The 14098-nt window shown below is 30.2% G+C and carries 14 protein-coding genes; 3 read left to right on the top strand and 11 right to left on the bottom strand.

Annotated elements, in window-relative coordinates; genetic code table 11:
• Window positions 1–55: 55 nt before the first annotated feature.
• From guaB to rpmJ, 8 genes are all read right to left on the bottom strand, one after another.
• On the bottom strand, window positions 56–1501 hold the full coding sequence (gene guaB / locus AC2TY9_RS13270) for an IMP dehydrogenase (RefSeq protein WP_489777999.1): 1446 nt from the start codon (window positions 1499–1501) through the stop codon (window positions 56–58).
• A 24-nt stretch (window positions 1502–1525) separates the two neighbouring features.
• On the bottom strand, window positions 1526–2884 hold the full coding sequence (gatA, locus tag AC2TY9_RS13275) for an Asp-tRNA(Asn)/Glu-tRNA(Gln) amidotransferase subunit GatA (RefSeq protein WP_489778000.1): 1359 nt from the start codon (window positions 2882–2884) through the stop codon (window positions 1526–1528).
• A 161-nt stretch (window positions 2885–3045) separates the two neighbouring features.
• Window positions 3046–3396 carry a 50S ribosomal protein L17 gene (rplQ, locus tag AC2TY9_RS13280; protein WP_489778001.1) on the bottom strand — a complete coding sequence of 117 codons (351 nt, stop codon included), beginning with the start codon at window positions 3394–3396 and terminating at the stop codon, window positions 3046–3048.
• Between the two features lie 13 nt (window positions 3397–3409).
• A complete protein-coding gene (locus AC2TY9_RS13285) occupies window positions 3410–4408 on the bottom strand; it encodes a DNA-directed RNA polymerase subunit alpha (protein ID WP_489778002.1) in 999 nt (332 codons plus the stop codon).
• Between the two features lie 19 nt (window positions 4409–4427).
• Window positions 4428–5054, bottom strand: a complete 627-nt coding sequence (gene rpsD / locus AC2TY9_RS13290; protein ID WP_489778003.1) for a 30S ribosomal protein S4 — start codon at window positions 5052–5054, stop codon at window positions 4428–4430.
• A 10-nt stretch (window positions 5055–5064) separates the two neighbouring features.
• A complete protein-coding gene (rpsK, locus tag AC2TY9_RS13295; protein WP_489778004.1) occupies window positions 5065–5457 on the bottom strand; it encodes a 30S ribosomal protein S11 in 393 nt (130 codons plus the stop codon).
• Window positions 5458–5470: 13 nt separating this feature from the next.
• Entirely contained in the window at window positions 5471–5833 is a 363-nt protein-coding gene (gene rpsM, locus AC2TY9_RS13300) for a 30S ribosomal protein S13 (protein ID WP_489778005.1), read from the bottom strand.
• 2 nt (window positions 5834–5835) lie between these two features.
• Window positions 5836–5949, bottom strand: a complete 114-nt coding sequence (gene rpmJ / locus AC2TY9_RS13305; RefSeq protein ID WP_114838802.1) for a 50S ribosomal protein L36 — start codon at window positions 5947–5949, stop codon at window positions 5836–5838.
• Window positions 5950–6340: 391 nt separating this feature from the next.
• Between rpmJ and AC2TY9_RS13310 the strand changes: the two genes are divergently transcribed.
• On the top strand, window positions 6341–7378 hold the full coding sequence (locus AC2TY9_RS13310) for an HD-GYP domain-containing protein (RefSeq protein WP_489778006.1): 1038 nt from the start codon (window positions 6341–6343) through the stop codon (window positions 7376–7378).
• Entirely contained in the window at window positions 7362–7727 is a 366-nt protein-coding gene (locus tag AC2TY9_RS13315) for an HIT family protein (protein WP_489778007.1), read from the top strand. The genes AC2TY9_RS13310 and AC2TY9_RS13315 overlap by 17 nt, the downstream gene beginning before the upstream one ends.
• Window positions 7728–7739: 12 nt before the next feature.
• Here the strand turns inward: AC2TY9_RS13315 and AC2TY9_RS13320 are convergent, their stop codons facing one another.
• The 3 genes from AC2TY9_RS13320 to AC2TY9_RS13330 all read right to left on the bottom strand — a co-directional run bounded on the left by AC2TY9_RS13320 (window position 7740) and on the right by AC2TY9_RS13330 (window position 12026).
• Entirely contained in the window at window positions 7740–10349 is a 2610-nt protein-coding gene (locus tag AC2TY9_RS13320) for an ATP-binding protein (RefSeq protein ID WP_489778008.1), read from the bottom strand.
• A gap of 109 nt (window positions 10350–10458) precedes the next feature.
• Entirely contained in the window at window positions 10459–11526 is a 1068-nt protein-coding gene (gene leuB / locus AC2TY9_RS13325; RefSeq protein ID WP_489778009.1) for a 3-isopropylmalate dehydrogenase, read from the bottom strand.
• On the bottom strand, window positions 11526–12026 hold the full coding sequence (locus AC2TY9_RS13330) for a 3-isopropylmalate dehydratase small subunit (RefSeq protein WP_489778010.1): 501 nt from the start codon (window positions 12024–12026) through the stop codon (window positions 11526–11528). The genes leuB and AC2TY9_RS13330 overlap by 1 nt, the downstream gene beginning before the upstream one ends.
• Before the next feature lie 217 nt (window positions 12027–12243).
• Between AC2TY9_RS13330 and rpoD the strand changes: the two genes are divergently transcribed.
• On the top strand, window positions 12244–14097 hold the full coding sequence (gene rpoD / locus AC2TY9_RS13335) for an RNA polymerase sigma factor RpoD (protein WP_489778011.1): 1854 nt from the start codon (window positions 12244–12246) through the stop codon (window positions 14095–14097).
• The last annotated feature ends 1 nt before the right edge of the window (window position 14098 follow it).

Consider the following 14098-nt stretch of genomic DNA (forward strand, 5'->3'; position numbering starts at 1 on the left):
TTAAATTCACTCTTTAACGCAGAGTGAATTTAAAAGATGATGCTATAAAAGCATATTATATGTGATAGTTAGGTGCCTCATTAGTAATCGTCACATCATGCACATGACTCTCTTTTAGCCCCGCACTTGTAATCTCTACAAACTCTGCTCTTTCTTGGAAAGTAGGAATATCTTTACTTCCTAAGTAGCCCATTGAACTTCTTAATCCTCCAACCATTTGGTGGATAATATCTCCAATAGAACCTCTATATGGAACCATACCTTCAATCCCTTCTGGAACTAATTTATCAGCAGCAGTACCTTCTTGGAAATATCTATCAGTACTTCCTTTAGCCATTGCTCCAATTGAACCCATACCTCTGTATGATTTAAATTTTCTACCTTGAGAAAGGATAACTTCACCTGGAGATTCTTCAGTACCAGCTAATGCACTTCCCATCATAACTGCACTTGCACCAACTGCTAATGCCTTTGAAACATCACCAGAGAACTTGATACCACCATCAGCGATAATTGGAGTACCAGTTTTAGCACCTTCTGCAGCACACTCATCAATTGCTGAGATTTGAGGAACTCCAACACCAGCAACAATTCTAGTTGTACAAATAGAACCAGGTCCAATTCCAACTTTAACAGCATCTGCACCAGCTGCAATTAAATCAGCAGTTGCTTCAGCAGTTGCAACATTACCTGCAATAACTTCAACATCCATTTCAGCTTTAATAGCTTTTACAGTATCTAAAATACCTTTTGAATGACCATGAGCAGAATCAAGTACTAAAACATCAACACCAACTTCAACAAGTGCTTTTGCTCTATCTAATTGACCAACACCAATAGCAGCACCTACTCTAAGTCTTCCAAACTCATCTTTATTTGCATTTGGATATTCTCTTCTTTTATTAATATCTTTAATTGTAATAAGACCTTTTAATGTTCCCTCATCATCAATAATTGGTAGTTTTTCTTTTTTACTTTGGTGCATGATATCTGCAGCTTCATCTAAAGTAGTTCCCTCTTTACCAGTTATTAATGGCATGTAAGTCATTTTGTCTTGAACTATTTGAGTATAATCTTTAGTAAATCTCATATCTCTGTTTGTTAAGATACCTAGTAGTTTATTATTGTCATCAACAACAGGAACTCCAGAGATTTTATAAGATGCCATAATATCTTCTGCATCTTGTAATGTTTGATGTTTTTTAATAGTAACTGGATCAATAATCATTCCAGATTCACTTTTTTTAACTTTTTTACATTGAAGTGCTTGTGTTTGTACATCCATATTTTTATGAACTATACCAATACCACCAAGTCTTGCCATAGCAATTGCAGCTCTATATTCTGTAACAGTATCCATAGCTGCAGATACAAATGGAATATTAAGGCTAATATTTTTTGTAAGTTTTGTTTCTAAACAAACTTCTTTTGGTAATACCTCTGACTTAGCAGGTACTAATAAAACGTCTTCAAATGTCAATGCTCTTTTTCTAATTCTCATATTTTTTGCCTTTTGTAATTTTTATTATTTGTAATCAACAGCTTTTTCTAATGCTAAAGCACCATTGAACATAGTTTGTTCATCATACGCTTGTCCTATTAGTTGTAAACCTATTGGCATACCATCTTCATCTTTATCAACAGGAAGAGATATTGCAGGTAATCCTGCTAAGTTTACTGAAATTGTATATATATCACTTAGATACATCTCTAATGAAGTTTTGAAACTTCCAAACTCTGGTGCAGTTGTTGGAGCAACAGGAGAAAGGATTAAATCTGCATCTTTAAAAATATCTTCATACATATCTTTTATAAGATGTCTCACCTTTTGTGCTTTAATATAGTATGCATCATAATAACCTGAACTTAAAACAAAAGAACCTAGCATAATTCTTTTTTGTACTTCATCGCCAAATCCTTGAGATTTAGTTTGAACATACATATCTTTTAGTCCACCATCACCTTTTCTATTACCAAATCTAACACCATCAAATCTGGCAAGGTTTGCAGATGCTTCTGCTGTTGCAACAATATAATATGTTGAAACGATTTTTTCAGTATCAAGCATCTGCTTGTGAACTATTTCATGACCAGCTTCTTCTAAAGCTTTAATAGCTTTTTCAAAACCTTTTTTGATTGGTTCACTAGCTTGATCAACAAAGTTATCTATAACAGCTATTTTAAGTTTTTTATCACTATCTAAATTTGGAGCAACGGGAGTGTAGTCTACGTTTGCAGAAGTTGAATCTTTTTCATCATGTCCAGAAATAATATCATATAAAATTGCTGCATCTTCTACATTTTGAGTAATAGGTCCAACTTGATCCAAAGAAGATGAATAAGCCGTAACACCATATCTTGAAACTCTACCATAAGTTGGTTTCATCCCAACAACACCACAATAAGCTGCTGGTTGTCGAACGGAACCACCTGTGTCAGTTCCTAAAGCTGCTACTGCAAGTCCTGCTGCTACTGCTGCTGCACTTCCACCACTACTTCCACCAGCAGTTTTATTTTCATTGTGAGGGTTTAAAGTTTTTCCATAACATGAAGTATCTGTACTACTTCCCATGGCAAACTCATCCATATTTGCTCTACCAAATGGACTTAATCCTGCAGTTCTTAAATTTTCAATTACTGTTGCATCATAAGCACTTACATAACCTTGTAAGATCTTACTACAACATGTAATATTCCAATTTTTTACATTTATAATATCTTTGATTGCAATAGGAATACCTTCACCAGAAGTTGAAAGCTCTTCATTTTTAAGCTGCTCTACATAAGCACCAATATTGCTTTGCTTAACTTTTAAAGCAATATCTTCTTGTATTTTCTTGATTTCTTCACTATTTAGTTTTAGTGCTTCTTTTAGAGTTATCAATATATTCTCCTAGGAATTATGTATAATAATTGCGCGCTATTATATATAAAAAATGATTAAATTCTGGTAAATGATTTTTAAGAAATAAATTTGTAATTTTTAGTAATAAAAAAAGGGAGTAAGAAAACTTACTCCCTCTTGAAAGATGTAAAATCTAAAGATTATACGAAAGAAATGAATGCCATTGTAGTAGCATCCCCTCTTCTAATTCTAGTTTTTACAATTGAAGTATATCCACCATTTCTGTCTTCATACTTTGGTGCAATTTCATTGATTAGTTTTTTAGTAGCTTCTTTATCTTGTAATAAAGCGAATACTGCTCTATGTGTATTAAAGTCTGCATTTCTTGCAGTTGTTACTAATCTCTCAATATATCTTTTTAATTCTTTTGCTTTTGGAACAGTTGTTTCGATTTTTTCTCTCTCAATAATAGCGATTGCCATGTTTTTTAACAATGCTTTTCTATGAGAAGAAGTTCTGTTTAATCTTCTATATCCGTGCTTATGTCTCATATTTAACCCTTAATTATGCTTTTAGTTGCTCTAATTTTCTTCTTAAAGCTGATGCAACATTTTCAGGAAGAGTATTCTCAATTGGGAAACCTAAAGATTCTAATTTCTCTTGAATTTCATCAAATGATTTCTTTCCTAAATTTTTAATGTTTTTAACTTCTACTTCACTCATAAGTACTAATTCACCTAGGAATTTAAGTCCAGCTCTATCTAAAGAGTTGAAACTTCTAGCACTTAGATTTAAATCATCAATTTTTACAATTAAATCTTTTAGTTCTACTGGCTCTTCTCCCGTATCACTAACTGTTACTTCAGATAAATCAAATACTTTGTTAAATACTGACATTTGTGAGTACATAACAGATACTGCTTCTTTAAATGCAGCAATTGGAGTAATTTGTCCATTTGTTTGTACGTTAAATACAGCTTTTTCAAAGTTAGGGTTATCTTCTACTAACATTTTTTCGATATCGTAAACTACTTTTTTTACTGGTGTAAAGAAAGCATCTAGTGGAATAAAATCTGAACTAATCATTTCTCTGATATCTTCAGATGGCATATAACCAATACCTCTTTGAATAATTACAGAAAATGTTAAGTTACAGTCACTGTTAATTGTAGCTAAGTGAACATCTGGAGAAACTACTTCTACATCAGAGTTAACTAAGTCTTCACCTTTAATCTCTTTTGGTCCATCAAAAGAGTATTCAACAACAACTTGATCTTCATCACCATTAATTTTAAATTTTATGTTCTTAAGATTAATAATAAAAATAGCAATATCTTCTAGCATCCCTCTTAACGAATCAAATTCGTGAGAAGCACCTTCAATCTTAACTGCGATTGGAGCATATCCAACCGAGCTAGATAGTAGTAATCTTCTTAAAGGATGCGCTAATGTAATTGCAAAACCACTTTCAAATGGATATGCAGAAATCTTAGCTTCGTTATCACTGATTGCTTCGATTTCAACTTCTGTTGGTAAAAATGGAGTGTCTGCAAATTTTTTCATACGCTGCTACCTTTATTTATTATTTAGAATATAACTCTACGATTAATCTTTCTTCAACAGGAATAACAACTTCTTCTCTAGTTGGGATTCTTGTAAAAATTCCGAATACTTTATCTTTATCTACATCAACCCATTCAACCATACCAGTTTGGTTAGTTAACTCAAGTGATCTTGCAACTTGTGGGTTAGATTTAGATTTTTCTTTAATTTCAATTTTTTGACCTGGTTTAACAACATAAGAAGGAATATCAACTTTCTTACCATCTACTAAAACGTGTCCGTGTGTTGTAAATTGTCTAGCGTTTGCTCTAGTTGTAGCAAATCCCATTCTATAAACAACATTATCTAATCTTTGTTCGATAAAAGTAATAAGGTTTGCCCCTGTATTACCATCTCTTCTTACAGCTTCTTTAAAGTATTTTCTAAATTGTTTCTCAGAAACACCATACATATACTTAGCTTTTTGCTTTTCTCTTAATTGTAAACCATATTCAGAAATCTTAGTTCTTCTTTGTCCATGTTGTCCTGGAGCAAATGGTCTTTTTTCTAGTGCAGATTTTCCGTTAAGTCTTCTCTCACCTTTTAATCCAAGGTCTGCGTCCAATCTTCTTTCAATTTTTTCTCTTGGTCCTCTATATCTTGCCATTAACTACTCCTTACACTCTTCTTCTTTTAGGAGGTCTACAACCGTTATGTGGTAAAGGTGTTACATCCTTAAACCATCTAACAGAAATACCTTCTATAGCTCCAACAGATTTAACTGCTGTATCTCTACCTGAACCTGGACCTTGGATTTTAATACCAACATTTTTAATTCCATGTTCTTTTGCTTTAGTTACTGCATCTTCAACTGCTGCTTGAGCTGCGAATGGAGTAGATTTTTTAGAACCTTTGAATCCTAAGTTTCCTGCACTTGACCATGCAATTGCATTACCTGCATTGTCAGTTACTGTTACCATTGTGTTATTGAACGTTGCCGCAATATGTACGATACCGTCAGCAATATTCTTTTTTACTACTTTTTTTCTAGTTACTTTTCTTTTTGCCATACGTTATCCTTAATTATGCTGCACCAACAGTTCTTTTTTTACCTTTTCTAGTTCTGGCATTAGTTTTAGTCTTTTGCCCTCTACAAGGTAAACCTTTTCTGTGTCTTAAACCTCTGTATGAACCTAAGTCCATTAATGATTTAATATCCATAGCAACTTTTTTTCTAAGATCCCCTTCTACCATGTAGTTTTCTTGAAGTTCTTTTCTGATAGCTGCTGCTTCATCTTCTGTTAATTCGTGTGCTCTTTTGTTGTAATCAATTCCAACAGCATCTAAGATTAATCTAGAGTTATGTAAACCAATTCCGTAGATATACGTTAACGCATATTCCATTCTTTTTTTGTTTGGTAAATCAACACCTGCAATTCTTGCCATGATTATCCTTGTCTCTGTTTATGTTTTTTGTTTTCGCAGATTACTCTTACGATACCTTTTCTTTTGATAACTTTACATTTATCACACATTTTCTTTACTGAAGCTCTAACTTTCATCAGTCTGTCCTTTTTGTGTTTTTACCCACAATCCAACAGGGGAGAACTGCATAAGAAAACAAAATTCTTTGTTTTTTTGCCGTAACTAAGATTTTCAAATGAAAACCTTTGGAACCAAACAAAGACAAACCAGACATCTGCTTAGTTTATAATTGCTTTTTCAGGTTCTTCCCAACTCTTTATAAAACACAAAAATTTTATAAAAAATTCCTTCTTGCTTGGAAAAATGGAAACGGATTATAATTAATTTTAGCTTAAAGATACTTTAACTAGCCATTATATGGAAGAACTTATCTATTTTAACTTCATTTCTTAAAATTAGTATATGGTAATTTAAAATTTTTCAGCTATAATAATTTTTTTTCTAACTAATTAAAGAGGTGATTATTACATGGAACTTAATAATTTAAATGCAGTTTATATTGACGATGAAGCAATTAACTTAATGCTTGTAGAAGCCTATGGTGAAGAGTTTGGTTTAAATATTAAGTGTTTTGATGATTCACAAGAGGGCTTAGACTACATTTTAAATAATGATATTGATATTTTATTTACAGATTATATGATGCCAAATATTGACGGTATTGAATTAATTAAAAAATTTAGAGAAACATATGATGAAATTCCAGTTGTTGTTATAACTGCTGCTGGTGATGATCAAGAGCTAAAGATTAATGCTTTAGAAGCTGGGGCAACAGATTTTTTAACTAAACCTATTGATATATCAGAATTCAAAGCAAGAACAATTAATCTGCTCAATCTTAGATTAGCCCAACTAAAACTAAAAGATAAAGCTTTATTATTAGAAGATGAAGTAAAAAAAGCAACACAAGAGATACAAAATAGAGAGCATGAAACACTTATGGTACTTGCAAGAACAGCTGAGTATAAAGATGCCGAAACTGCCAATCATACAGTAAGAGTTGCTTATTATTCAAAGCTTCTTGCAAAAAAGATTGGTCTAAGTGAAGAGAAACAGAATATAATCTACTACTCTGCTCCATTTCATGATATAGGAAAAGTTGGTATTGCTGATTCTATTCTTTTAAAAGAAGGGAAACTAAGTGATGATGAATTTGATATAATGAAAAGCCATGTATATATTGGTAGTGAGATATTAAAAGAGACCAATAGTGCATATTTAATTGAAGGTCAAATAATCGCACAAAATCATCATGAAAAATATGATGGTTCAGGTTATCCCCTTGGAATAAAAGGTGAAGATATTCCAATAAGTGCTAGAATTGTAACAATTGCTGATGTTTTTGATGCATTAACTTCAGTTAGACCATACAAAAAATCTTGGTCTATACAAGATGCAGTATTATTATTATTAAAAGAAAAAGGTGGACATTTTGATCCAAAATTGGTTGACCTTTTTGTTGAATCTATAGACGAGGTAAAACAAATACATGACACTTATCACTAAAAAAAATATTAATATCCAAGTTGAGCAGAGCGAAATTCCTTGGTTAAAGATATTCACAAATGAAAATTATAAAGAATTATCTAATTGTTCAGATGAGATTAGGCTTGAAATCTTTGAAGCTTTAAATAAGATAGAAAAGCTTATGATTGATTATTATAGCCCTGAAAAGATAAATGTTGCATCATTTGGAAATTATGTACCACATGTTCATTTTCATATAATGGCAAGATTTAAAGAGGATTCATATTTCCCAGAACCAATGTGGGGTAAGAGACAAAGAGATGGAAAACTAGACTTACCACCCTTTGATGAATTTTGTGAAAAAGTAAAAGAGGTATTTAAAGATTAAAAGTTTTAAACTTTAGTCTACCTTTTTTAAATCTTCTACACATGCATTAAGTTTATTAAATTCACTTTTATAATCAATTTGTGAATTTTCTTTTGCACTTAGCTCAATTTTTTTAGATATTTCAAATACATTATTTATCTTAAGGTTTGCAGAAGCACCTTTGATTTTATGAGCATCTTGGATAATAGCTTCAAAATCTTCATTTTCAATTGATGTTTTTAATTTTTCTAAATCTTTATCAATTGTAGAGATAAATGTTTTAAAAATATTTTTAAATATTGCTAATTTTAAACCTAAAGATTTTGCCACTTCTTCTAAAGAATATTTATCTTCTATTATAGTTTTTTCACTGTTATTAGTATCATCTAATTTAGTTTCTTTACTTGCTTTTATATATTTTGTTAAAATCTCATCTAACATATATTCTTCAAATGGTTTTGGGATATAATCATCCATCCCTTCACTTAAAAATTTTTCCTTATCTCCAGCAACTGCATTTGCAGTTAAAGCTACAATAGGAGTATGTTTTAAGTCATTTTCTTTTTCAAATTTTAAAATCTCTTTTGTTGCATCTATACCATTCATAACGGGCATATTAATATCCATAAAAATAAGTTCATATTTATTTCCAGTTTTTATTTCATCAACCGCTAATTGTCCATTCTCAATAAGTTTACAACGAATTTGTTTTTGGGTAAGCATTGCTTCCATTAAGTATTGATTAACAGGATTATCTTCAACAATTAAACAACAAATATTTGAATGTTTGATTAACTCCCTATCAATTTTTATTTCATCTTCTAAATTTGGATTTAATATGTCAACTATTGTGTCATAAAGTTTTGATTGATTTATAGGAGATTTTATTAATCTATGTTCGTTTTTAATAGATATCTCTTTGTCATTATAATCTGCAATAAATATTAGTGGCACATTGATTCTTGTTAAATCCAATTTAAGTAAATCATTATATTTTCCAATTATTAAACTAAATTCATTTAAAGTTTCAGAATCATAAGTTATTTCTGGTTCACTATAGTTTGTTAAATACTTTTTAACCATTCCTAGTTGAGAAGTACAATCATATTCATGGCAAAAAATTGCGATTTTAGAACTTGTATCAATTTGTGGGTATAAATTTTTACTTTTCTCATAATCCATCTCTAATTCAAAATAAAATTCACTTCCTTTATTCTCTTCACTATGTAACTGGATTTTTGAGCCCATGATATTAATAATATTTGAACTTATAGATAAACCAAGTCCCGTACCACCGAATTTTCTTGTTACACTAGAGTCAGCTTGAGAAAAAGGATTAAATATAACTTTTTGATATTCTTCTGATATTCCTATACCAGAATCTTTTATACTAAATAAAATATTTGCTTTCTTTTCGCTTCTTTGAACTTGTTCAATTCTAATTGAGATATTCCCCTCGTTTGGAGTAAACTTTATAGCATTACCCATTAGATTTGTTAAAACTTGTTTTATTTTTAATGAATCCCCAATTAAAGTACTTGGAAGTTTAGGATCAATAAAAAACAAAATATCAATATTTTTTTCGCTTGCTTTTGCAACAAAAAGCTCAATTGCCGGTTCAAATTCTTTAAAGGGATTAAATGCTCTTTTTTCTAATTCAAATTTTCCACTTTCTATTTTTGAGATGTCTAAGATGTCATTTATAATTCCAAGAAGAGATTTTGCACTACTATTGATAATATCGATATAACCTTTTTCTTTTTTGGGAACATCAGAATTTTCCAAAAGTTTTGCAAAACCTAATATACCATTTAGAGGTGTTCTTATTTCGTGGGACATTGTAGCAAGAAAGACTGATTTAGAGGCTTCTGCTTCTTTTGCTTTTTTTAAAGATATAATATGATCTGAAATATCAATTGAAAATGATAAAAATTCTAAAATATTGTTTCTTGAATCTAAAATAGGAACAATAATAGTTGAAGTATAAAAAGCTTCTCCATTTTTATCTAAATTTTTTATTTCTCCAGTCCAAATATTGTTTTTTGAAATCTTTGTAAATAAAGCATTAAAAAAGTCTTCATTGAAATTTTCATAACTTAATATATTGTATTCTTCACCCAAAAGTTCATCTTCTTTATATAAAGATTTTTCTAAATATTTGTCATTTACATGGGTGATTTTCCCAAATTTATCAAATTTTGAAATCATAGCAGAGGCATCTACTGCTTTTTGATACTCTTCTAAGAATTTATTTGATTCTGATAAGTTTTCAATTAAAGAATTGGTTTTTTTATCTTTGTTTTCTAAATAGTTAATCAATTTATTAACTTGAATAACAAAGTTATCTATGTCAGTATTAGCAAAACTTTTTTCAAAAGTTTGGTACTGGTCATTTTCTATTTTATCAAGAAAATCTGTTAACTCAATCATTGGTTTTTTAACAAATCGATTTGAAACAAAAACTGCAATTATTACAAGAGTTATTAATAAAAGGGTCATGTAAAATGCCAAAAAGTTTTTTGTTTGCATATCTAAATATGAACCTAAAGCATAATCAATACCAATATATAAACTAATAATAAAAATAAAACCTGTTAATATAACTGGTATTAAAATTTTTTCTAAAGTATCTAAACCCTTCATTTATAAAACATCCTAAATTAAAATAATAAGGAGTTTATCATAAAGTGGATTATTTTTTAGTAAGTTGTGTGTGAGAGGAAAAATAAAAGGCTCAAAAGAGCCTTTTTAATTATTGACTAATATTATTAGAAATAATATCACCCATTTCAGAAGTAGTAACAACCTCTTTAGCATCAAAGGCTGCTAAATCTTTTGTTCTATATCCATCTTTAAGTGCTTTTTTGATTGCTACATCTATTTTATCAGCAGCTTCCATCTCACCTAAAGAATATCTTAACATCATTGCAGCAGATTCAATAGTTGCAATTGGATTTGCAATACCTTGTCCTGCAATATCAGGTGCAGATCCATGGATTGGCTCATAAATTGCTGTTTTATCACCTGTTGAAGCACTTGGTAATAATCCAATAGAACCAACAACCATAGAAGCTGTATCAGATAAAATATCTCCAAAAATATTTCCAGTTACGATTACATCAAACTGTTTTGGATTTCTAACTAATTGCATAGCTGCATTATCAACATACATATGAGTTAATTCAATCTCTGGATAATCCTTAGCAATCTCTTCCATTGTATCTCTCCATAATTGAGAAACTTCAAGAACATTTGCTTTATCTACAGAACAAACTCTTTTATCTCTTTTCATTGCTAATTCAAATGCTTGTTTACCAATTCTTTCAATCTCAGGTTTTGTATAAACCATAGTATTAAATGCTTTGAAACCATCATTTTCCCTTGGCTTTCCAAAATAAATTCCACCAATTAATTCTCTTACAATCATAATATCAACACCTTCGATAACCTCAGGTTTAAGTGTTGAAGCGTTTACTAACTCATCATAAATAATTGCAGGTCTTAAGTTTGCATAAACTTCCATTTCTTCTCTAAACTTTAAAAGTCCTGTTTCAGGTCTTAATTCCCTTGGTAATGTATCCCATTTTTCTCCACCAATTGCTCCAAATAAACAAGCATCAGAATTTAATACTCCGTCAATAGTTTCTTGAGGAAGAGGAGTTCCTGTTTCATCAATAGCAATACCACCCATTAGATATTCTTTATATTCTAAAGCGAAACCACAAGAATAAGAAACTGCATCTAAAACCTTAATTGCTTCATCTACAATTTCTGGACCAATCCCATCACCTTTGATAATTGAAATATCATATTTTTTCATTATTTATTTACTCCCATCTCTTCTTTTGCGTAATTGATTAATCCGCCAGTTGCAATTAATTCTTGCATAAATGGTGGAATTGGAATAAATTTATATGATTTATTAGTTGCGTTATTTGTAATAATTCCCTTATCAAGATTAATTGAAATCTCTTGTCCTTCTTCAATCTCAGTTGATTCAGGTAATTCAAAAATTGGTAATCCCATATTAAATGCATTTCTATAAAAAATTCTAGCAAAAGATGGTGCTACAACTGCAGCTACTCCAGCAGCTTTAAGTGCGATTGGGGCATGTTCTCTACTTGATCCACATCCAAAGTTCTCTCCAGCAACTATAATGTCGCCCTTTTGTAACTTATTTGGGAAATCAGGATCTGCATCTTCCATAACATATTTTGCTAAGTGTTCAGGGTCAGAACTATTTAAATATCTAGCAGCAATAATAACATCAGTATCAATATTTGCTCCAAAGTTCCATACTTTTCCAGTAATTTCGTTCATATTAATTTTCCTTAAAATAGTCTATTAAATAGACTTTAAAATTCTAGTATTACTCTAAATTTTTTACTTTTTTTCTAATTTAGAAAGTTTCTAAAGTTTTGCATTTTATCTAAAAGTATAAAAATAATAGATTAAATAAAGTAAATTAATGGACTTTTTAAATAATTTCGGTATAATACGTGCCTTATCTTTCAAAACAAACGAGGAACTTCCGTATATGAGCGTAAAAGATTTAAATAAAGATATTGAAACCATTGTAAAAGAATACAAAGAATCAATACTTACTTATGAAAAACTTATTAAAATCTTTCCAAAAGCTCCTACATCAGCAAATATCAAAAAACTTATTGCACTTGTTCAATTATATAACGTAACACTTATTACTGGCCAAGAACAAGCAAAAAGAATGAATGCTGAAGAGGCTAAGAAAAAAGAAGATTTAAGAAACAAGTTAAAAGACAATGATGAAGATGTATTTGACCTATTAAAAAGTAAAGAACTTTTAGAATGGTCAAGATCTGATTCTCCGGTTAGAATGTACCTTAGAGAAATGGGACAGATTCCTTTACTAACAAAAGAGGAAGAAATAGAAATCTCTAAAAAAATAGAAATGGGTGAAGATGTAATTCTTGATGCTATTTGCTATGTTCCTTACTTAATAGATTTTATTCTAGAGTATAGAGAACCATTAGTAAATAGAGAAAGAAAAGTAAAAGAACTTTTTAGAAACTTTGATGATGAAGATTCAGATAGTGTTGATTCTGTTGATGAAGTTGAAGAAGAGGAAGAATTAGATTCTGATGATGATACACCTAAAGCAAAAAAACTTGATAAAAGAGCAGAAACTATTATTGCTGCTTTTAAAGTTTTAGAAAAAGCAAAAAAAGATTGGTTAAAATTCCAATCTAAAGAATCAGCTGCTTCTGATGATGAAGTAGATGTAATGCAATTTAATTTAGCAGTTGCATTTAAGAAAAAAGTTTTAAAAGAAGCATTATTAGACTTAGGTCCAACTTCAAAACTTATTACAGAAATTGTAAAAGCTATGGAAACTGCACTTAAATCAGATACTGGTTTTGAAACTGAATTAAAAAAACTAGAGTATAAATTGCCTTTATTTAATGATATTTTATTAAAAAATCACCAAAAGATTTTAGATAATATCATCAATTTATCTAAAGTACAAATTACTTCAATGGTTCCAGAGGCAACTATGGTTTCTACTTATATGGAGATTAAAAAACTTTTCCAAACAGCAGAAGCATCTAAAGGTGGCTTTGATTTAGAACCAGAAGAATTAAAAGATGTTTTAGAACAAATTAAAAGAGGTAAAAAAATTACTGATGAAGCTAAAACTAGAATGGCTAAATCAAACCTTAGACTTGTTGTATCTATTGCAAAAAGATATACAAACAGAGGTTTACCATTCCTAGATTTAATTCAAGAGGGTAACATTGGTCTTATGAAAGCTGTTGATAAATTTGAGTATAAAAAAGGTTATAAATTCTCTACTTATGCAACATGGTGGATTAGACAAGCAATTTCAAGAGCAATTGCAGACCAAGCTAGAACTATTAGAATTCCAATTCACATGATTGAAACTATTAATAGAATTAATAAAATCATTAGAAAAGGTATTCAAGAAAATGGTAAAGAGCCAGATGTAGATGAGATTGCAAAAGAAGTAGCTTTACCTGTTGATAAAGTTAAACAAGTAATCAAAATCACAAAAGAGCCTGTATCACTTGAAGCACCAATTGGTTCTGATGATGATGGTAAATTTGGAGATTTTGTTCCCGATGAAAAAGCTCCAACACCAGTTGATAATATTATGAAAGAGGATTTACAAGGACAAATTGATCAAATTCTTGCACAATTAAATGAAAGAGAACAAGCTGTTGTTAGAATGAGATTTGGACTTATGGATGATGCATCTGATAGAACACTAGAAGAGATTGGGAAAGAACTTTCTGTAACAAGAGAAAGAGTAAGACAAATTGAATCAAGTGCTATTAAAAAATTAAAGCATCCAAAAGTTGGAAAAAACTTAAAAAATTATGTAGAAAGTTAAT

This window comes from Arcobacter sp. ISO1 (assembly GCF_058105185.1).

Coding starts and splice junctions, on each gene's coding strand:
- guaB (WP_489777999.1), bottom strand. CDS start 1,501: ATGAGAATTAGAAAAAGAGCATTGACATTTGAAGACGTTTTATTAGTA.
- rplQ (WP_489778001.1), bottom strand. CDS start 3,396: ATGAGACATAAGCACGGATATAGAAGATTAAACAGAACTTCTTCTCAT.
- AC2TY9_RS13285 (WP_489778002.1), bottom strand. CDS start 4,408: ATGAAAAAATTTGCAGACACTCCATTTTTACCAACAGAAGTTGAAATC.
- rpsD (WP_489778003.1), bottom strand. CDS start 5,054: ATGGCAAGATATAGAGGACCAAGAGAAAAAATTGAAAGAAGATTGGAC.
- rpsK (WP_489778004.1), bottom strand. CDS start 5,457: ATGGCAAAAAGAAAAGTAACTAGAAAAAAAGTAGTAAAAAAGAATATT.
- rpsM (WP_489778005.1), bottom strand. CDS start 5,833: ATGGCAAGAATTGCAGGTGTTGATTTACCAAACAAAAAAAGAATGGAA.
- rpmJ (WP_114838802.1), bottom strand. CDS start 5,949: ATGAAAGTTAGAGCTTCAGTAAAGAAAATGTGTGATAAATGTAAAGTT.
- AC2TY9_RS13310 (WP_489778006.1), top strand. CDS start 6,341: ATGGAACTTAATAATTTAAATGCAGTTTATATTGACGATGAAGCAATT.
- AC2TY9_RS13315 (WP_489778007.1), top strand. CDS start 7,362: ATGACACTTATCACTAAAAAAAATATTAATATCCAAGTTGAGCAGAGC.
- AC2TY9_RS13320 (WP_489778008.1), bottom strand. CDS start 10,349: ATGAAGGGTTTAGATACTTTAGAAAAAATTTTAATACCAGTTATATTA.
- leuB (WP_489778009.1), bottom strand. CDS start 11,526: ATGAAAAAATATGATATTTCAATTATCAAAGGTGATGGGATTGGTCCA.
- AC2TY9_RS13330 (WP_489778010.1), bottom strand. CDS start 12,026: ATGAACGAAATTACTGGAAAAGTATGGAACTTTGGAGCAAATATTGAT.
- rpoD (WP_489778011.1), top strand. CDS start 12,244: ATGAGCGTAAAAGATTTAAATAAAGATATTGAAACCATTGTAAAAGAA.